This is a genomic window from uncultured Roseibium sp. (assembly GCF_947499295.1).
In the GTDB taxonomy this organism is placed as follows: domain Bacteria; phylum Pseudomonadota; class Alphaproteobacteria; order Rhizobiales; family Stappiaceae; genus Roseibium.
Genome location: NZ_CANMNP010000024.1, coordinates 34507 through 53573 on the forward strand (window position 1 = coordinate 34507; position 19067 = coordinate 53573).

General features: G+C 56.1%; 19 protein-coding genes. 4 read left to right on the forward strand and 15 right to left on the reverse strand.

Annotation, left to right across the window (positions count from 1 at the left end; all coding sequences use genetic code 11):
- Window positions 1-4: 4 nt before the first annotated feature.
- The 9 genes from hypB to Q0835_RS26685 form a co-directional block, all read right to left on the reverse strand.
- On the reverse strand, window positions 5-874 hold the full coding sequence (gene hypB / locus Q0835_RS26645; RefSeq protein ID WP_298966001.1) for a hydrogenase nickel incorporation protein HypB: 870 nt from the start codon (window positions 872-874) through the stop codon (window positions 5-7).
- Complete coding sequence (hypA, locus tag Q0835_RS26650; protein WP_298966002.1) at window positions 874-1215, reverse strand: hydrogenase maturation nickel metallochaperone HypA; 342 nt, start codon at window positions 1213-1215, stop codon at window positions 874-876. The genes hypB and hypA overlap by 1 nt, the downstream gene beginning before the upstream one ends.
- Before the next feature lie 462 nt (window positions 1216-1677).
- Window positions 1678-2103 carry a heme-binding protein gene (locus Q0835_RS26655; RefSeq protein WP_298966004.1) on the reverse strand — a complete coding sequence of 142 codons (426 nt, stop codon included), beginning with the start codon at window positions 2101-2103 and terminating at the stop codon, window positions 1678-1680.
- Window positions 2104-2145: 42 nt separating this feature from the next.
- Complete coding sequence (locus Q0835_RS26660; RefSeq protein ID WP_298966005.1) at window positions 2146-3351, reverse strand: CaiB/BaiF CoA-transferase family protein; 1206 nt, start codon at window positions 3349-3351, stop codon at window positions 2146-2148.
- Entirely contained in the window at window positions 3348-4124 is a 777-nt protein-coding gene (locus Q0835_RS26665; RefSeq protein ID WP_298966006.1) for an enoyl-CoA hydratase, read from the reverse strand. The genes Q0835_RS26660 and Q0835_RS26665 overlap by 4 nt, the downstream gene beginning before the upstream one ends.
- A complete protein-coding gene (locus Q0835_RS26670) occupies window positions 4121-5401 on the reverse strand; it encodes a TRAP transporter large permease (RefSeq protein ID WP_104704745.1) in 1281 nt (426 codons plus the stop codon). Before Q0835_RS26670 ends, Q0835_RS26665 begins: the two co-directional genes overlap by 4 nt.
- Window positions 5401-5967 carry a TRAP transporter small permease subunit gene (locus tag Q0835_RS26675; protein ID WP_298966009.1) on the reverse strand — a complete coding sequence of 189 codons (567 nt, stop codon included), beginning with the start codon at window positions 5965-5967 and terminating at the stop codon, window positions 5401-5403. Before Q0835_RS26675 ends, Q0835_RS26670 begins: the two co-directional genes overlap by 1 nt.
- A gap of 102 nt (window positions 5968-6069) precedes the next feature.
- On the reverse strand, window positions 6070-7050 hold the full coding sequence (locus Q0835_RS26680) for a TRAP transporter substrate-binding protein (RefSeq protein ID WP_298966011.1): 981 nt from the start codon (window positions 7048-7050) through the stop codon (window positions 6070-6072).
- Between the two features lie 35 nt (window positions 7051-7085).
- The gene (locus Q0835_RS26685) at window positions 7086-8264 is read right to left on the reverse strand and encodes an aminotransferase class V-fold PLP-dependent enzyme (protein ID WP_298966013.1); all 1179 of its coding nucleotides are present in this window, start codon (window positions 8262-8264) and stop codon (window positions 7086-7088) included.
- A 167-nt stretch (window positions 8265-8431) separates the two neighbouring features.
- On the opposite strand from Q0835_RS26685, the gene Q0835_RS26690 reads away from it, so the two are divergent.
- Both Q0835_RS26690 and Q0835_RS26695 read left to right on the forward strand, forming a co-directional pair.
- Entirely contained in the window at window positions 8432-11278 is a 2847-nt protein-coding gene (locus Q0835_RS26690; protein ID WP_298966028.1) for an FAD-binding and (Fe-S)-binding domain-containing protein, read from the forward strand.
- A gap of 31 nt (window positions 11279-11309) precedes the next feature.
- Window positions 11310-11978 (forward strand): GntR family transcriptional regulator, encoded by a 669-nt coding sequence (locus Q0835_RS26695; protein ID WP_298966030.1) that lies wholly within the window; start codon window positions 11310-11312, stop codon window positions 11976-11978.
- 95 nt (window positions 11979-12073) lie between these two features.
- Here Q0835_RS26695 and Q0835_RS26700 read toward each other — a convergent pair whose 3' ends face one another.
- The 5 genes from Q0835_RS26700 to Q0835_RS26720 form a co-directional block, all read right to left on the reverse strand.
- Complete coding sequence (locus Q0835_RS26700) at window positions 12074-13159, reverse strand: Ldh family oxidoreductase (RefSeq protein ID WP_298966015.1); 1086 nt, start codon at window positions 13157-13159, stop codon at window positions 12074-12076.
- Complete coding sequence (locus tag Q0835_RS26705) at window positions 13143-14009, reverse strand: ABC transporter permease (protein WP_298819540.1); 867 nt, start codon at window positions 14007-14009, stop codon at window positions 13143-13145. The genes Q0835_RS26700 and Q0835_RS26705 overlap by 17 nt, the downstream gene beginning before the upstream one ends.
- Complete coding sequence (locus Q0835_RS26710) at window positions 14006-14815, reverse strand: ABC transporter ATP-binding protein (RefSeq protein ID WP_298819538.1); 810 nt, start codon at window positions 14813-14815, stop codon at window positions 14006-14008. The genes Q0835_RS26705 and Q0835_RS26710 overlap by 4 nt, the downstream gene beginning before the upstream one ends.
- Window positions 14812-15837, reverse strand: coding sequence for an ABC transporter substrate-binding protein (locus Q0835_RS26715; RefSeq protein ID WP_298966017.1), 1026 nt, complete (start codon window positions 15835-15837; stop codon window positions 14812-14814). The genes Q0835_RS26710 and Q0835_RS26715 overlap by 4 nt, the downstream gene beginning before the upstream one ends.
- A 66-nt stretch (window positions 15838-15903) precedes the next feature.
- Entirely contained in the window at window positions 15904-16830 is a 927-nt protein-coding gene (locus Q0835_RS26720) for a fumarylacetoacetate hydrolase family protein (protein ID WP_298966019.1), read from the reverse strand.
- A 125-nt stretch (window positions 16831-16955) separates the two neighbouring features.
- On the opposite strand from Q0835_RS26720, the gene Q0835_RS26725 reads away from it, so the two are divergent.
- Both Q0835_RS26725 and Q0835_RS26730 read left to right on the forward strand, forming a co-directional pair.
- The gene (locus tag Q0835_RS26725) at window positions 16956-17648 is read left to right on the forward strand and encodes an FCD domain-containing protein (RefSeq protein WP_298966020.1); all 693 of its coding nucleotides are present in this window, start codon (window positions 16956-16958) and stop codon (window positions 17646-17648) included.
- 150 nt (window positions 17649-17798) lie between these two features.
- Window positions 17799-18482 carry a fumarylacetoacetate hydrolase family protein gene (locus tag Q0835_RS26730; RefSeq protein WP_298966022.1) on the forward strand — a complete coding sequence of 228 codons (684 nt, stop codon included), beginning with the start codon at window positions 17799-17801 and terminating at the stop codon, window positions 18480-18482.
- 256 nt (window positions 18483-18738) lie between these two features.
- Here the strand turns inward: Q0835_RS26730 and Q0835_RS26735 are convergent.
- A partial coding sequence (locus tag Q0835_RS26735) for a hypothetical protein (protein WP_298966024.1) occupies window positions 18739-19067 on the reverse strand: 329 nt, incomplete at its 5' end.

Sequence of the window (19067 nt, forward strand, 5' to 3'; positions counted from 1 at the left end):
GCTCCTATTGCGCTGTGCTGAGAACCGGATGCCCGGCCAGCTTCATTGTGCGGGCCGCCTCGATCCAGGTAAGCCAATGGTCGAATCCCTCGCCAGTGCACGCCGAGACCGTCAGGATGGTGATGTCCGGATTGACCCTGAGGGCATTTTCCTTGGCTGCCTCGACGTCAAAATCGAGATGCGGCAGCAAGTCGGATTTATTCAAGAGCATCAGGTCGGCAGCGGCGAACATGTCCGGGTATTTGATCGACTTGTCCTCACCCTCAGTGACCGACAGGATCACGACCTTGTGGGCTTCGCCCAAGTCAAAGGCAGCCGGACAAACGAGATTGCCGACATTTTCAATGAAGATCAAACCGCCATCACAAGGGGCCAAATGCTCCACCGCGTGGCCGACCATGTGACCATCGAGATGGCAGCCCTTGCCAGTGTTGATTTGAATTGCCGCGACGCCCGTCGCCCGGATGCGGTCAGCATCCTTGCTGGTCTGCTGGTCTCCCTCAATGACATAGCAGTGCCGCGTTTCACTCAGTCTTTTAAGTGTTTCCACCAGCAAAGTTGTCTTGCCGGAACCTGGGCTGGAAACAAGATTGAGCGCAAAAATCGCCCGCTCGGCGAAGTACCGCCGGTTTGTGTTGGCATAGGAATTGTTCTTTGACAGAATGTCCTGTTCAATCTGGATCATCCGGGACTGGCTTATGCCAGGTGCGGACGCGCTGGCTCTGCCGGTTCCATAATGGTGGAGATGAGCACTGCCATGTTCCTGAGAGTGATCGTGCGCATGATGATGAAGCTCACCACCATATTTAGGCTTCGCCTTCTCAGGGCCCTCTACCCTAACATTACCGGAGCCGCACCCGCATACTGTACACATCAGGACACCTCCATTTCCTTGATCCGCAGTTCGCCACCGCTGGTGATTTGCAAACTGACAGCACCGCAATTTGGGCAGGGATCGTAGCGTTCGAGAATGGGAACATTTGTCTCGCAGGCCTGACACCAGGCCGTTGCTTCCGGGCATAGAATGTCCAGTCTGGCATCTTCCGCTACACTGCCGCGCATAACGACGTCGAAACCGAAACGCAGGGCCTCAACCTCGACGCCCGACAGTGGGCCAACTTCCAGGCGCACAAGATCCACCTTCGAAAAAGCCTGCTGATCCGCCTGATAGGTTATGATCTCAAGGATATTCTCGCACAACGACATTTCATGCATGAATCGATCCCAAGGGTCCTGCCTCTAAACCGTTTCGACTACGATAGGACAGTTGTTGGACCGCACGCTTTGAGATTAATCATTCAGGCAGTCTTTAGCGCCTCATGCAACCATTGCGTGTTTGCACCAATCGGGTCGCAAGTCGTTGGAAGCTGTTGAGGCTTTGGTCAAAGAACTCCAACAAGGCCTCTCGTTGTCAGTCGTGGCTATTCCGTCGGGCCTGCGTCGAGCTTCGCCCTCCCATGGGGCAATCATCAGGCTTTCGCGTCCGTCTTTGAGATTGAAAAATCCTTGAAGGACGATACCACGAAACTGGCTCGCCGACGCAAAGCGCCATCGCATCCCTTGAATTCGGTTGGTTGCGGGAGCCTGATCACACCGGGACTTGTGCCTTCAGGGCGATCCCGACTGGAAGACCGAACGTTGGGGCGGCCTCACTGTTCCTGTCGGCTTGGGTGTCGATTAGCCTCCGTCTGCCGTAAATCCCGTGGCCTCAATTGCTGCGATTGCGCAGGTCTCGTCATTGTCGGACGAGTCACCAGTTATTCCGACTGCCCCGAGGATTTGACCGTCCTCTTTGATTAAAACGCCACCGGGAACCGGCACCAGCGATCCTTCGGCAATGCTGTTCATTGCTTGGATAAAATAGGGCTGTGACTTTGCCCGCTCAAACAGGGCACGCGAGCCGAGCCCCATACCGATTGCGCCACGCGCCTTGCCCTGCGCAATGTCCGGACGCAGATTGCTAGTGTCATCTTCGCGGGCCAGTGCAATCAAAAAACCTCCGCTATCAAGAACCGCGATTGTTATGGGCTTCATCCCATTGGCGCGCCGCCATCCCAGAGCCGCCGAGACAATTTTCTGCGCTGTATCTAAAGCAAGTTTCACTACGACCCCCGATCTACATGTTCACCTTGGCCTATAGGCGGACTACGCCGCTATGACCGCCCCACTATCTATCAGGCTGGCGACCGTTTCCTGATCATACCCAACCTGTTCCAACACCTCTCGGCTATGTTGTCCCAACACCGGCGCGGCTTTGGCAACTTTGGCAGGTGTTTTGCTGAACTTGACCGGGTGTCCAATGGTTTTGACATCGCCCGCAATAGCGTGCTTTGTCTCCACGATCATATCACGCGCAACCGCCTGAGGGTCCTCGTGCATTTCCAGAATGCCCAGGACCGGACCAGCAGGAAGCGCTGCCGCTTCCATCTTGGCCAACCAGTTGGCGGTTGTGTCCCGCTGCAGTTTTTGATTCAGGATTTCGACGAGCGCAGGCAGGTTTTGCATCCGCGCCTGGTTCGACACAAACCTCGGGTCGGCATCAAGCTCTGGCGTCTCAATGACATCCAGAAGCCGGAGCCAGTTGCTCTGGTTCGCGGCACCAACGTTGATCCAGCCGTCGCTGGTCGCGAACGCCTGGTAAGGCGCATTGAGTGGATGCGCGGAGCCAAGCGGCTGTGGATTTTCACCAGTGGAAAAGGCAATCGCCGATTGCCAGTATGTTTGCACAATCGCAGCCTCAAACAGCGACGTGTCAACTTTTTGACCCCGGCCGGTCTTCAACGCATTTGCGTAAGCCGCGCTCACACCCATGGCCGCCAGAATACCGGCATTGATGTCTGAAATCGGTGCTGCCACTTTGACCGGCGGACGCCCCGGTCCCTCGCCGGTGATCGACATCAGACCGGCCATGCCCTGGGCAATCAAGTCAAAACCGCCGCGCTCCGCGTACGGGCCGGTACGCCCAAAACCGGAGATTTCGCAATAGATCAGACGCGGGTTGATTGCGGCCAGATCGTCGTAGCCAAGACCCAGCCGTTCCATTGTGCCCAAGCGATAATTTTCTATCACGACATCCGCATCTGACAGGAGCTTGTGCAATACGCCTCGTGCCGACGGGTCCTTGAGGTTCAGCGCTATTCCCCGCTTGTTGCGGTTCATCATTATGTAGGCTGCGGATTCGCCTTCAATCTGCGGGGGGACAAATCGGCGAGAATCATCGCCTTGCGGCTTTTCCACCTTAATGACATCCGCGCCCATGTCCGCCAGCATCAGGCCACACACCGGACCCGCCATGATGTGCGCAAGCTCGATGACCTTCATACCGGTCAATGGGCCGGTGGCGGTCGTCATTTCCCGGTCCACTTTGGTCTGGATTTGCTCAGGAATGCATCGATACCGATGTGGAAATCGTCGCTGGTGTAACACATCGCGATCAGGTCATCGTCTCCCACCGCAATCGCGGCGCGCCGGCGACGCATGGCCTCTTTTGTGGAACGCAAGGTCAGGGGTGCCATGGTGCCGACCAACTGTGCCAGTTCCTTGGCTCGCGCCATCAGGGACTCCTCGTCCGGCAGCACCTCACTCACCAGGCCAATCGCCTGGGCTTCTTCCGCCAGGATCAGCCGCGCAGTGAAGATGATCTCGCGGACGCGGCCTGCTCCCATCAGATCCGACAGGCGGGCAAGGTTGTCACTGGCAAGGCAGTTTCCCAAGGTGCGTGCGATGGGAAACCCGAACTTGAGGCTGGCAGAGGTAATACGCAGATCACATGCCGCAGCAATCGCGGCCCCGCCACCTGTGCACGCCCCATTGATCGCTGCGATCGTCGGCACCGGACAACGCTCCAGGTCGTCCAGCGCTTGCGCGATGCGGGCTTCGTAGTCCAGTGCGTCCTGCGCAGTCTTGAAGTCGCGGAACTGGCTCATATCGGTACCGGCCGCGAACGCCTTTCCGCCGTTACCGGAAAGAACGATGGCCCGGACCGATCCGTCGGTTGGCAGCGACTTGCAGAGATTTGCGAGCGCGTCGTACATCGCAAATGTCAGCGCGTTGCGCGACTGCGGGCGGTTGAATGCCACCCACAAGACACCGTCTTCCAGATCTTGTGTAAGCTCTTCGGTCATCGGTAGAAGTACTCAACGAGGAACATCGGCACCGTTGGTACGTAAGTACAGAGCATCAGCACCGCCAGCAGGACCGCGACAAACCAGATATTCACTTTCGACACGGCCCAGATATTCGCCCGCGCCACAGAGCAGGACGTGATCAGAACGGAGGCGACCGGGGGTGTCTGTTGGCCAATCGCCAGGTTCAGTGTAACGACAAGACCAAAATGCACGGGATCGATGCCCGCGGCGGAGATCAGCGGGATCACAATCGGGACAACCAATATGATCGCGGCCGCGGAATGCAGAAAGAACCCGATGATCAGAAAAAAGAAGTTCAGGATCAGTAAGATTGCCCATTGCTGAGCCGTCACGGACAAGATCGCTTCCGCCAGTTGCTGAGGGATCTGCGCACGGGTCAAGAAACCGCCCATCAGAACCGATGCGGCAACCAAAAGCATGACCACGGCGGTTTGTATGCCGCCATCGAGCATTGCTCGGCGCAAATGTGCCAGGTTCAGGTTGCGATACCAGGCAGAGACAACAAGTGCGGCAAGCACGGCCAACCCTGCGGCTTCGGTTGCGGTGACAAACCCGCCGAATATCCCGCCCAGGATGATTACCGGCAACGCAAAAGCGGGCAGTGCGTCCTTGAACGTCTCGCGTACGCGCGGCAGATTGAATGCCTCTTCCACCGGATAGTCATAGCGTTTCGCGAAAGCATAGGCCACGCCCATCAACCCGGCAGCACCCAGAAGCCCCGGCACAACGCCGGCCACAAACAATTGCTCGACCGAGGTGTTGGCTGAGGCTGCATAAAGGATCATGGGGATCGATGGCGGGATGATAATCGCCAGAGAGGCAGAGGACGACGTGACTGCGGCGGAAAACTCCTTCGAGTAGCCGCGCTTTTTCATTTGCGGGATCAGAATCGAGCCCATTGCAGCGACATCCGCTACAGCCGATCCCGAAATCTCCGCGAAGAACAGCGAAACGCCAATGTTGACCATAGCCAGACCACCGCGGATGAAACCGATGATGGCGGACACAAAGTTGATCAGCCGATCCGTGATCCCGCCCGCGTTCATGATGGCACCTGCCAACACAAACATCGGAATCGCGATCAACGAAAACTTCGTCGATCCGTCATACATGTCCAGGGCAATCGTGACCAAACTGCCTGTGCCCTCGACCGCCAGGAGGCCGATCACGCCACACATGGCCAGCGCTACTGCAATTGGCACATTGATGCAGATCATCGCCAGCAGTGCGCAGAAGATCGCAGCCATCAACATCAGGTACGATCCTTGTTCTTGATCATCTCGGACTCGACCTCTTCCTCGATCTCCGCGTGTTCCAGCGAAATGCCGTCGGCGGTGACTTTCCAGTAGTTCGGCAGGCTAAGAAGCTGGCACAGGATGAACAGGATCGCGCCAATCGGAATAATCGACTGGGTGAATTGAACCGGAACCCAGGTCAGTGAGATCAGCGTGTCGCCTTCGAGAACTTCTAGAACTTGAAGCCCGGCTCGCGCCATCAGCACAAAGAAGATCAACACGATTGCCTCGCCCGCCAGCAGGGCCGCCAGACGCGCCTTAATCGGCATCGCCAGAAGCACCGTATCAAACCCGATGTGACGACGGTGAAGCGCAGCGAGCGCAGAGCCGTAGTAGGTTATCCAGGCGAGCATGATCGCTGCGACTTCGTCATACCACGAAAAACTCTGGCCCGAGAGACGTGCAATCACCGCCGAAATTACGACGATGGTCAGAAGCACCATCAGCGAGATCGTGATCCATTCAAGCACTTTGCCGAGGATCTTGACAATCCGAGGTAGGAGTGAGTTTGAGAGCTGGTTCACTTCGCGCCTTGCCTTCTTGCAGGAGCCAAAGGGAGGCTCACGCGGGTCTGTTTGGCCACAAGAATGAAAGGGCAGCGGATTGCCCGCTGCCCGATACAAGCGTCAGTTTGAGTTCGCCATGCCCAGAACCTGGTCAATCATGTCCTGCCCGCCTTCGACCTCGTCGGCGAAAGCCTTGTAGATCGGCGCGGATGCCTCGACGAATGCATCCTTGTTCGCCTCATTCACCTCAACACCGGCAGCCTTGATGACGTCCAGCAATTCGGTTTCAAGTTGCGCCGCCTTTTCGTAGGTGAAGTCCTGCGTGGACGCCGCACAGGCGGTCAAACCGGCCTGCACGTCCTCCGGCAGTTTCGCAAAACCCTTCTGCGAGGCGAGGATATAGGCAGGTGTGTAGACATGCCCGGTAATTGACAGGTACTTCTGGACTTCCTGGAATTTTGCGGATGCAATCTGCGCATAGGGGTTTTCCTGGCCGTCCATCACGCCGGTCTGCAACGCGGTGAACACGTCCGAGAACGCCATTGGCGTCGGGTTTGCGCCGTATTCCGTGAACATTTTGACACGCCATACGCCGTTGGGCGTGCGAAGTTTGATGCCTTCGAGGTCACTCGGCACATTGATTGGCCGCGTGTTGTTGGTGATGTGGCGGAACCCATTTTCGGCCAGGCCAACGATGTGATATCCACCACCGTTTGCAGCGTCCTGAAACTTGTCCATCATCGCGTCTTGGACACGACGCATATGATCGCGGTCACGGATGATGTAGGGCATCTCGAAAATGCCGAACGTATCATCGACCGAAGACATAACAGATGAGGGAAGCGCGAAGTCGACCTGACCCAGCTTCAGCTTTTGCAAAAGCTCCTTATCCTTGCCCAACTGAGAAGAGCCGAACGTCTGCACCTCGACTTTGCCGCCCATCGACGAATTCACACATTCCGCGAAATTGTCAACGCTTGCTTCAAACAGTGAACCGGGATTGCCGACATGGCCAAACTTCAGCGTGATGTCAGCGGCAAAGGCTCCGCTTGTTCCGCCAATCGCAGCGGCTGTTGCAATCAGAATTGCCTTGATGGTCATGTGTGATTCCTCCCTTGGAAATGTGACTGTTTTCGTCACTCTGCCGCGATTTGCGTGTTCTCCAGCATCGCCATCGCAGCTCCGACTCCCCCTGCGTTGTGGGGAATTCTGGCCTTTGTCAGACCCATTTCGACGCCTGCCAGTGTTGCGACCAGCATGAGATCGTTGAAATCACCAAGATGGCCAATGCGGAACACTTTGTCGGCAACCTTCGACAGGCCGTTGCCCAAAGAAATATCGTAGTGATCCAAAGTCGTTGCTCTGAACCCATCTGCGCTGTGGCCTTCCGGAACCATGACAGCCGTCAGCACACCGCTTTCCTGCCCCTGCTTGTTGCAAAGAACTTCCAGTCCCCAGGTGCGGACGGCAGCGCGTGCAGCAGCCCCGTGACGCGCATGTCGGGCAAAGACATTTTCCAGCCCTTCTTCGTGCAACATTTCAATGGCGACATTCAGTCCGTAAAGAAGGTTCGTGGCCGGCGTATACGGGAAGTATCCAGTTTTGTTCGGACCGACCATATCCGCCCAGTCCCAGTATGATCGCATTAAGGTGGCCGAACCGTTCGCAGCCATGGCCTTGGCACTTATCGCGTTGAACGAAAGACCCGGCGGCAACATCAGTCCCTTTTGTGATCCGGACACGGTGACATCAACGCCCCATTCGTCGTGCTGATAGTCGAGCGACGCGAGACCCGAGATTGTGTCGACCATGAACAATGCCGGATGTCCTGTGTTGTCGATGGCCTTGCGGATCGCAGCAATCGGCGAGACGGACCCGGTTGATGTCTCGTTGTGAACAACGCAGACGGCCTTGATCTCGTGATTTCTGTCTTCAGCCAGATATGCCTCGATCTGATCCGGATCGGCACCGCCGCGCCAGTCGCCTTCAATGAACTCGGGCCTCAAGCCCAGTTTCTCGGCAATCTTTTTCCACAACGTCGCAAAATGCCCGGTTTCAAACATCAGCACCCGGTCGCCCAGCGACAACACATTAACCAGCGCTGCCTCCCAGCCGCCGGTGCCTGACGATGGATAGATCACGACGTTCTGCTCGGTCTTGAAGATGGTTTTGATCCCTTCAAGAGCCTGTGCACCGACTTTGCCGAACGCTGGGCCTCGGTGGTCAATCACCTGACCGGATATCGCGCGCAATATGCGATCCGGAACCGAACTGGGGCCGGGAATTTGCAGAAAATGACGACCAGCTTGTCTCATAAATCGAACCTTGTGGGACCTGCGTTTGAACGTGCGGCACAGAATGACATTGAAGTTGTGAATTTGCAATTTTTAATTCATAATTCATTTTTAGATTACGCAGATCAAGGATCCCGCCGTTGAACGACATTGCGCGTGAACTTTCAAAAAGGGTGTCGGGCGATCTGATGTTCGATCTGTTCTCGCGCGGTCGCTACGCGACGGACGCTTCGATTTATCAGATGATGCCGGTGGGCGTGCTGGCACCCAAATCGGAAGACGACATTCTGGCGGCGATAGACTGCGCGCGCCATCAAGGCGTGCCGGTCCTTGCCCGTGGCGGCGGTACATCACAGTGTGGCCAGACCGTAAACGAAGCGCTGGTTCTGGATAACACTCAGTATTTCAACGAAATTCTAGAACTTGACGTCGCAAACAAACGCTGTCTCGTGCGCCCGGGCATCGTGCTCGATGAACTGAACCGGGTGCTCAAACCGCATGGGCTTTGGTTCCCGGTGGATGTCTCTACCGCGTCGCGCGCAACCATTGGCGGGATGGCGGGCAACAACTCCTGTGGTGGAAAGTCCATCCGATACGGCATGATGCGGGACAATGTCCTGTCAATCGACGCGATCCTGGCTGATGGCAGTAAACACAGGTTTGGGGCAGGTCTTGCCGGGCAGAATGGGGTCTATAATGCGCTTTCCCGTGATCTTGCGGCGATTGGCCAACGGGAATCGGCTGAAATTGCTGCCAGGTTCCCCAATGTCATGCGCCGCGTGGGCGGCTACAACATCGACGCACTGACTTCTGGACCGGACGCCCAGAATCTCGCTCATCTTCTTGTTGGCTCGGAAGGCACACTTGCCTACACCACCGCGATCGAGTTGAAACTCTCCCCGCTTCAGGACGGCAAAGCCTTGGGCGTGTGTCACTTCCCGACCTTCCATCAGGCAATGGATGCCGCACAACATCTGGTGACGCTTGATCCTGAGGGCGTTGAGTTGGTTGATCATACGATGATCGCGCTTGCCCGGGACATACCGCTTTTTGCCAGGACTATCGAAAGTTTTGTGACCGGCGCGCCTGAGGCTTTGCTGCTGGTGGAATTCACGCGCGCCAACGGGGAGCAAAAGTTAAAAGACCTCGACCAGATGATGGGTGACCTCGGGTTTTCCTGGACCGGGACCGGCAAGGCCTGGGGCGGTGTCACAGCGGTGATGGATACAGGCCTGCAGGGACAAATCGCTGAACTGCGCAAATCAGGCCTCAACATAATGATGTCCATGAAGACCGCCGGAAAGCCCGTGTCGTTTGTAGAGGATTGTGCGGTCGAACTACCCGACCTTGCCGCCTATACGGCTGGGCTCACGGAGGTTTTTGAGCGCCATGGCACCACAGGGACATGGTACGCACATGCGTCGGTCGGGTGTTTGCACGTGCGCCCGGTATTGAACTTGAAGCTGGACAATGACGTTGCCACAATGCGCGCGATTGCCGAGGAATGTTTTGATCTTGTTGCCCGCTACAAGGGTTCGCATTCAGGCGAGCATGGGGACGGCATCGTCCGGTCGGAGTTTCATGAAAAGATGTTTGGCTCCCGGATGGTCGCGACCTTTGAGGAGGTGAAAGAACGTTTCGATCCGACCGGCGTGTTTAATCCTGGCAAAATCGTCAATGCGCCAAAGATGGATGACCGCAGCCTTTTTCGCTATGGACCGGAATATCAACCCTCACACCTGAAAACCGAACTGGATTGGTCCGAGTGGTCAGGGAAAGATGGCGGATTTCAGGGGGCGGTTGAAATGTGCAACAACAATGGAGCCTGCCGCAAACTGAAGGGTGGCGTCATGTGTCCCTCATTTCGGGTGACACGCAAAGAAAAGGACCTGACCCGCGGCCGCGCCAATACCCTCCGTCTTGCGATTTCCGGACAGCTTGGGCCCGACGCACTGGTGTCCGATGAGATGGCCGATGCGATGAAGCTGTGTGTGTCCTGCAAGGGCTGCAAGCGCGAGTGCCCGACAGGCGTGGATATGGCGCGGATGAAAATTGAAGTGCTTTCTGCGCGCGCCAAGAAGCATGGCCTGAGCACTCATGATCGGCTTGTTGGCTATTTGCCGCGTTATGCTCCCTGGGCAGCAAAATTGCCTTTTCTTATGAACCTGCGGGACAAGGTGCCCGGTTTAGCCAAAGCAACTGAACGATTGACAGGTTTCACGGCAAAACGCCCCTTGCCCAAATGGGTCGCCAAACCGTTCAAGGACACCGAGGTCAGCGTGACCTCCAAACCGGACGTCGTTTTGTTTGTTGACAGTTTCAACCGCTATTTCGAGCCTGAAAACCTGCGCGCGGCAGTCAGAGTTCTGAACGCTACGGGCAGTTCGGTTGATGTCGTAAGACCCGCTGCCGGCAATAGCCGTCCATTGTGTTGTGGCCGTACGTTTCTGTCGGTCGGATTGGTTGATCAGGCGCGGCAAGAAGCCAAACGGCTTGTCGATGCTCTTATGCCTTATGTAGAACGTGGCGTTCCTATCATCGGCTTGGAACCAAGCTGCCTATTGACCCTTCGCGACGAGATCCCGGTGCTTTTACCCGGAGAAGATAGCGCAAAGATCGCCAAACTGGCTCTGATGTTCGAGGAGTTCATTGCTGATCAGAAGGACAATCCGCAGTTCACTTCGCACCTTCAATCCCCGGCGCCCGAGGTAACATTGCACGGGCACTGCCACCAAAAGGCAATGGGGGTCATGCCGGCAATCGAACGAACGCTGGCACTCCTGCCGGACACGAATGTTACCAGGATCGACAGCAGCTGCTGTGGCATGGCAGGCGCATTCGGCTACGGTGTGGACACCTATGACACGTCGATAAAGATGGCAGAACTGGACGTCCTTCCCGCGGCGCGAGCCGCATCTGGTGATGCCATTATCGTGGCCGATGGCACGTCCTGCCGCCACCAAATCGCAGATAACACCGAGCGCAATCCGATGCACATAGCCCAACTTCTCGACTTGGCACTGAAACGAGTGTAAACGCTGGAAAATGACTGATGTATCAGCAAACATGATAATCGAACGAAGGTCGCTTCACCTTGAATTGGTGGAGCGTCTGCGTCCTTTGATCATTGAAGGCCAAATGGCCCCGAACAAAAAAGTTCCCGAAAAGGCACTTTGCGAACAATTCAGCGTATCAAGGACCCCATTGCGCGAAGCATTGAAGGTTTTGGCCGCAGAGGGGTTGGTACGATTGGAACCAAATCGCGGCGCATGGGTCACCGCGATCACGCTAGAAGAGGTCGACGAGGTCTTTCCCGTGCTCGCCGTACTTGAGGGCCTGTCGGGGGAGCTGGCTTGCGAAAAGATCTCTGATGAGGAAATTGCCAAGATCCGCTCGCTTCACGACGCGATGATACAAAGCTATCGTGACAGGGACCTGGCCACGTATTTCAAGCTTAACCAAGACATCCATTTCGGCATACTTTCCGCGGCAAGAAACGAGACCCTGGCAAACTCAAGTATGGCATTGTCAGCTCGTATGCTGCGCGCGCGATATGCGGCCAATATGTCCGACGAGCGCTGGGGCGAAGCGGTAGACGAACACGATGGAATTATTCGAGCGCTGGAAGCGCGCGATGGTAAGAAGCTGGCGTCAATCTTGATTGTTCACATGAAAAACAAGCAAAACTCGGTGACGCGCTGGTTGCTGAACGCGCCCGACGATGAAGCTGATTAAGGCACACTGGTCTCAGTGTGCCTTTGACTTGGCGCTGTCAAAATGACATCGCCGACATCGCTTCTCACGCGCAAGGGCTCCGGGCAAACGCATTCTCAGCCTTTTGCATTTTCATCCGGAAACGGAGCTTGCAGTCCGCAATCAGCAGCAAGCACATTCAGGTCGCGCCGCAGAGCGGGGTTCAGGCCAAGGCCGTTGGATCGACGCGCATCAGCCGACGCGGTCTTTCCCTCACCCGGCAAACGTACAGGATCATGACCGGGAAGTGGTTCCGAGGCACGCATCTCGTCAAAGACCCGACTGGCGGTGCTCGCAAAGTCGTCCCCAATTCCGAAGGCAGCGGGGTCAAGTGCCATGACAAACAGCCCGGTATTGGTGGAAGAGGTCGTGTCGTTCGTGAAGTCGACGACGTCTGATCCAAAGGCAGCCCCATTGAGGACACCTGCCATAAGCCCGATAGCAACCGACAAACCGAACCCCTTTGGGCCGCCGATGGGCAGGAGGAATCCCTCTGATTTCCGGGCTGGATCCGTGAGCGGCTTACCGTCCCGCCCAACCATCCAGCCTTCCGGCATCTCCTTGCCCTGTTGCAGAAGCGTTTTTATCTTTCCCATCGCAGCAACGGTGGTGGCCATGTCGAATACGAAAGGGTCGGCGCCGTTGGCAGGCGCTGAAAACGCAATCGGGTTGGTCCCAAGCAGAAGGTCGGTTCCTCCGTATGGAGGAACGTGGTTTGCGCTTCCGACTGCCGCCGCCATGCCAAGCAGACCCGCCTCGGCTTGTGGCCTCACATAGAGCGCCAAGGGCCCGGCATGATTACCGCGGCGAACGCCAACCCAGCCAATACCGGCGGTGCGTGCCTTTTCGATAGCAAGATCACGCGCCGCGGACATTGCAAGATGACCGAGCCCGTCGTCCCCGTCGATCACGCCCGTGGCGATTGTTTCATGCGCCACGGTCACTGACGGGGTCGGGTTGCAGCCGCCGCCGTCCAATCGCGCCAGGTACTGCCGCAGGCGAAAAACACCGTGTGTGCCATACCCGAAGATGTCCGCTTCTACCATGAGCGTGGCGACCTTGACGGCATCATCATGGGGGACGCCCTTCGACTGCAGCGCCGCCGAAACGAATTCGCGCAGGGTATGCACTGGTATGGTGGATGCCTCAGTGATCTTGTGCACCTACGGATTCCTTCTGCCAGAAGACGACCCTGCGCTGCGTCCATTGCACGATCAGGTACAGCACCAACCCGACGAGGCTCAGATACAAGATCAATGAGAACACCCGAGGCGTGTTAAGCTGGGATGCTGCGACCCTGATCAGCTCGCCAAAGCCTTTGCCGCCGCCCAGGAATTCGCCCGTGATCGCGCCTGCCATGACGCCAACGGCACCAATCTTAAGTCCAGTAAAGATTTGTGGCAGTCCGGTGGGAAGCTTCATCTTGATCAATGTCTGTATGCGGCTTGCGCCCATGGTCTTAAAGAGCATGCGGGCATTCTCATCGGCAGAATGTAGGCCCGCAGCCGTTCCAACCACGATCGGGAAGGTGGCGATAAACGCTGCCAAAGCCACCTTGGATTCGATGCCAAAACCAAGCCAGGCCACAAAAAGTGGTGCAAAGGCAACCTTCGGCATGGTGTCTATGGCTACCAAGTATGGCATAACAGCTTTTTCGCCGAACGCCGTTTCGCCGACGAGTACGCCAAGCGAGAAGCCGAGGGCGATGGCAAGCGCGAACCCGTAGATCACCTCTTTGATCGTGATCCAAAGAGAAACAAGCATATAGTCGCCGCTAAGAAGATTGTTTCCGACAAAGATCATGTCGTCGAAGGTTTCCCACGGCGTGGGCAAAATGATCGGCGAAACAAGTTCCAGACGTGTTACCAGATCCCACGTGCCGATGAAAACCACGAACACAAATGTCATCGCGATCCAACGGGGCACGGAATCGATGAATGCAACTTTCTGAACCCAGACGGTATCGTCCGCCGCCTCGGTCTCTAGCCGCTGATTGGTGGGCGCATCAGTCACATGTCTTCTCCCTTGTCCAACATGCTGCGAATGTGATCCACGATTTCGCCAAATCTCGGTGTCGTCATCATATCAAGCGTACGCGGCCGGGGCAGATCAACCTGAACGATCTCCGCAATCCGGCCTGGGCGGGGCTTCATTACGACAATCTCGTCCGAGAGGATCACCGCTTCCTGAATGGAATGGGTGACCAGAAAAGCCGTCGCGTCCTGCTCACGGCAAATTCTCTGTAATTCCATGTTCATCATGTCGCGAGACAGCTCATCGAGTGCGCTGAACGGCTCATCCAAAAGCAGAACCGCTGGTTCGGTAATCAGCATCCGGCAGATCGACGCACGCTGTGCCATGCCTCCAGACAATTCGTTGGGATAAACGTTCTCGAAACCCTTCAGCCCGACTATCTCGAGAAGGTCATGTGCTTTTTCCTTGGCCTTCTTGGCGGCCCCTTTGCCGTCCCGGATCTCGATCGGCAGCACGATGTTTTCAACCGCGGTTTTCCAAGGAAAGAGCGTGGCTTGCTGGAACATCATTCCGATGTCGCGGCGCGGGCCGGTGACAGGCTTGTCCTGAAGGATCACACGGCCTTTCGTGGGGGGAATGAGCCCTGCCATGATCTTCAACAGGGTCGATTTCCCGCAGCCGCTTGATCCGATAACCGACGTGAAGCTTCCGTGGCGCAAGGTGAGGTTCACGTTCTCTAACGCGATCACCGCATTACGCGCGTAGGTCTTGCTGACGTTGGTCAACTCATAAACCGGCGCTTCAGATGAAGCGCCGGAGTAGTCATTTGCCAATGAGGCGTTCATTTGCCGACGCCTGCACTTCCGAGTTCAGCGAACTCATTGGTCCAGATCGCGCTCAGATCGTCGAGAGGTCCTGGGATTTCACCGCCAGCGACGAGAGCTTCCTGCCATTCTTCCCAGACTGCCGCCGGATACCAGCCAAGATGCGGGCTGTCGCCAGCAGCAATTGTCTTGGAACGAACCGCATCGAAAAGTGCCGCCTGGAACTCCTTGTCTTCACCTTCCTGCGGGTTGCCTGCGGCAAGGTGGGCAAGAACTGCATCGCGATTGGCGTCGTCCAACGCAAAGGCATGGCCTTTGGCAAAGGCACGGCTCCATGCTTCAACAAGCTCACGGTCGTTGGCGATCGTATCGGCCATGGTGGCAATGCCGTTGCCGAAGAACCGACCGAACTCGGCGGGCGTGATGTCACGCACCTTCATGCCACGCTGGTTGAGAACTGCTGTATCTGCCGTAGACGCAGAATAGGCGTCAATTTCACCGTTTAAGAACGCCGCAGTTGCGGGGCCACCGTCACCGACCGTGAGGAACTCAAAGTCAGTGCCTTCGACCATTCCAGCACCCGTCAGCACGTTGCGGGCAAAGCCCACCTCGGCACCGTCCGCTGTACCGGTCCCGATTACCTTGCCGCGCAGGTCCTCGATCTTCTGAAACTCGGAGCCTTCTTGAACTGCGATTCCAAAATTGCTCCGCGCAGCCACGTTGTAGATATGTGTGGCATCCACACCGCGTGAACGCGCTGCGATCAACGGGCCGGGGCCAGGACGGCCGAATTGCGCTTGACCTGCAGACAACGCCTGCAAAACCGCGCCCGAGCCGTTGATGGCTTCGACCGTAACGTTCAAGCCCTCGTCTTCGAAAAACCCTTCGCCTATGGCGACAAAGACCGGAAACGAGTTGATGGCAGACGGGCTCGGCTGCACGAAAGTAATCTCTTTCAAGTCTTGCGCAAACGCAACTTTTCCAAACAATCCGGCTGCTAGCGCTGCCGTCAGTAACGAGGTTAATGTTCTGCGGTTCATCATATGCTTAGTCCTCCCTTCGCATTCTTCCCAATCCCCCTCGTCCTATCGGCGTCTTCGGAAGATTGCTTAAACGGCACGCACTGAGTTTGTGAGCGTCCCGATCCCTGAAATATTACAAACGACGGAATCGCCATCTTTTAAGAAACACGGTGGGTCCATGGCGTATCCCACGCCCGAAGGCGTGCCGGTCGCGATGATGTCACCAGGCTCTAACGTCATGCCCTCCGATAACGAGGCGATGAGTGTCTCGATATCGAAAATCATGTCCCTGGTATTACCGTCCTGTCGGGTCTCGCCATTCACCGTCAGTGAGATCGGCAATGCATGTGGATCATCAATGGCGTCTGCGGTCACAATCCAAGGGCCCATGGGGCAAGAGCCATCAAAGGCCTTTCCCTTGAAATTCTGCCCACCATGGCGGCGCTGGACGTCACGGGCTGAGATGTCATTCAATATGGTATAGCCAAAGACGTGTTTCATAGCGTCCGCCCTGGCGATATTGCGACCCGGCGTGCCGATAATCACAGCCAATTCGACTTCGTAATCAGTTTGCTTTGAAATGCTCGGAAAAGTCAGTACATCGCCACCCGGGCCTACGATGGACGTCGGTGGCTTGGTGAAGAAAACCGGGTATTCGGTTACGCCGACCTTTTGCTTTTGCGCACGATCTCCCTCGGCGATGTGTTCAGCGTAGTTGCGTCCTACACAAAGAACATTTTTGCGAATGGCGGGGATTGGCGCCAGCAATTTTGCCCCTTTGGCCAAAATTGCCGTGCCAAGAGAGCCGGCTTCAGCGTCTCCCACAAGACCGCGTGCGACATCAAGCGTCTCTGGCGGTCCGCCAATCAGAAGGAGCATTGAATTTGCCTTCAGTGCCTCAGCGGCGGGACCCGTCAGATGGTGCGCGGCTTTGGACAGGCTCAAAAGGCGGTCGTCACTCAGAACGGCCGCACACATTTCCTCTCCACTCGCTGACACTGTGGCTAGTCGCACGATTTTTCCTCCCGACACTGTCTTTTTTTTTGCAGCAGCGCGTCGCAAAGTTCTGCGATCTCTTGCTAACCTTGCAGACAAGAGTTGATTGACTCTCGTTCTAATTCAATCAACCAATCAGCAAATTGGGTGGCGATACAAATGACACAGCCGAACTATCACAAAGACTGCGTGACTTGATCGATAGTGCCGGATATCGGTTGAATGACCGCATCTTGCCCGAGCGCGAATTGTGCAAACGTCTGGACACGACACGCAACCAATTGCGCAAAGCCCTTGCCGATCTGGAGGCGCAAGGATTGATCTGGCGGCACGTCGGACGCGGCACATTTGTCGGTTCAAGGCCCGTGCTGAACCTTCAGGATGTTACCTACCTTCGCGACCAGATTAAGCCGGAACAGGTTGTAACGGTCCGCTACAACATTGAGCCCGAACTGGCGCGGCTCGCGGCAATGAATGCGAGTAAATCTGATTGTAAACAAATGAAGATTTGCGCTGAGAAGTGTCGCGAAGCAAAAGATTGGCGCGCTTACGAAGCTTGGGACAACAAGTTGCACCACGTCATCGCACGTAGCACACGCAATCAGCTCTACCTGTACTTTTTTGAAACGCTGAACTCGGTGCGCCGCTCAATTGTCTGGGGCCAGCCGCGCGATACCCGCAAGCCCGTGCCAGGCTATACAAGCTTCATAGAACACGATGCAATCGTGCGCGCGATCACGGCCGGAAACGGCGAGCTGGCAATGCAAATGATGCAGCAACATCTGCGCTCGGTTTATTCGCGGATGATGCCAGAAGCGGTTTTGGGCGAAGATTGAAGTCCAACCAATTATAGAAATGGTTGACCAAAACTCATTGCCAACGAGTTTATTTTTCGTGCATTCGGTCCAAGTCATAAAGCGAGCGGTCCTAAATCGGTATCGCGAGTCTGCGGGCCTAACCACCACCGACCGCAAGCGAGGAAAGCGATGTCTGAGCACGTAATCGAGACACCAAAGTTACACGTCATTCCCACCAGCGACGGAGGGTCCTTTCCCGTCCGTCGTGTCTACTGCATTGGCCGGAATTTTGCGGCACATGCAGTCGAAATGGGACACGATCCCGATCGCGAACCGCCTTTCTTTTTTCAGAAAAACCCAAATAATCTCGATGCTTCGGGAGAATTTCCCTATCCACCTCACACATCAGATGTACACCACGAGGTCGAACTCCTGGTTGGCCTAAAGAGTGGCGGAACCAACATCGCCCTTTCAGATGCGCTTAAACACGTCTGGGGTTACGGCGTGTCGCTGGACATGACACGGAGAGACTTGCAGGGCGAAATGAAGAAGATGGGACGCCCGTGGGAAATCGGCAAAGCCTTCGAGCGATCCGGACCAGTGGGGCCATTGCTTCCGGTGTCCGATGTTGGTCACCCCGATCAGGGTCGAATTGCACTGACAGTCAACGGCGACTTGCGACAAGAAGGTGATCTGAACCAGATGATCTGGAAGGTACCGGAAATGATCTCCTATCTCTCGGAATATTTCGAACTCTCGGCGGGAGATGTGATCATGGCCGGTACTCCTTCGGGAGTAAATGCCGTGGAGGCAGGCGATACCATGGAAGCAAGCATAGAATCCGTTGGCGTACTGACCGTCAAGGTCGTCTGAACTCAGTCGGACCGGACGGATTGGGCCTTCTCTGAAAAGCCAATCGGTGGATGATCGCACTCTCGTTCATCCTGAAGAGCGCACATCAAAACCGACCTGGGCCAATCGGGACATCCAGGCGGACATACAATCCGTTGCACATAGAGCCCCCGTTGTTGCTTTTCGGTACAAGGGTGCTGCCACAGGATTGCTAGCAGCAAAGCTGGCGCAGGGATTAGCTCTTAGCGGGATGGTTTATCCTCCGCCTGTGAAGAGGTCAGCCATTGTTCTTAGGGAAACGGAGGTCATGGTTCGTGGTGTGTTTTAGGTCAGAACGACAAAAGCCCGCAGGCTTTGAGCATGCAGGCTGGTTTTGGATTTGACTGTTTTTGCCCCTTTGCGTTGGGTGGATCCTTTTTTGCGTGGGGGTCTTTCCGTTCACAAATTGCCGTTCGGTTTCCAACAAGGTACCGGGAACCTGGTCAGGTTGCTCTATTGTTTTTGTCCCGCTCTGTTGAGTTTTTTTTGTTTTGATTTTGGTTCTCATTGCACCAAAACAAAAAAGCCGCCCTGTAGGGGCGGCTTTTTTTTGTTGGTTGCGGGAGC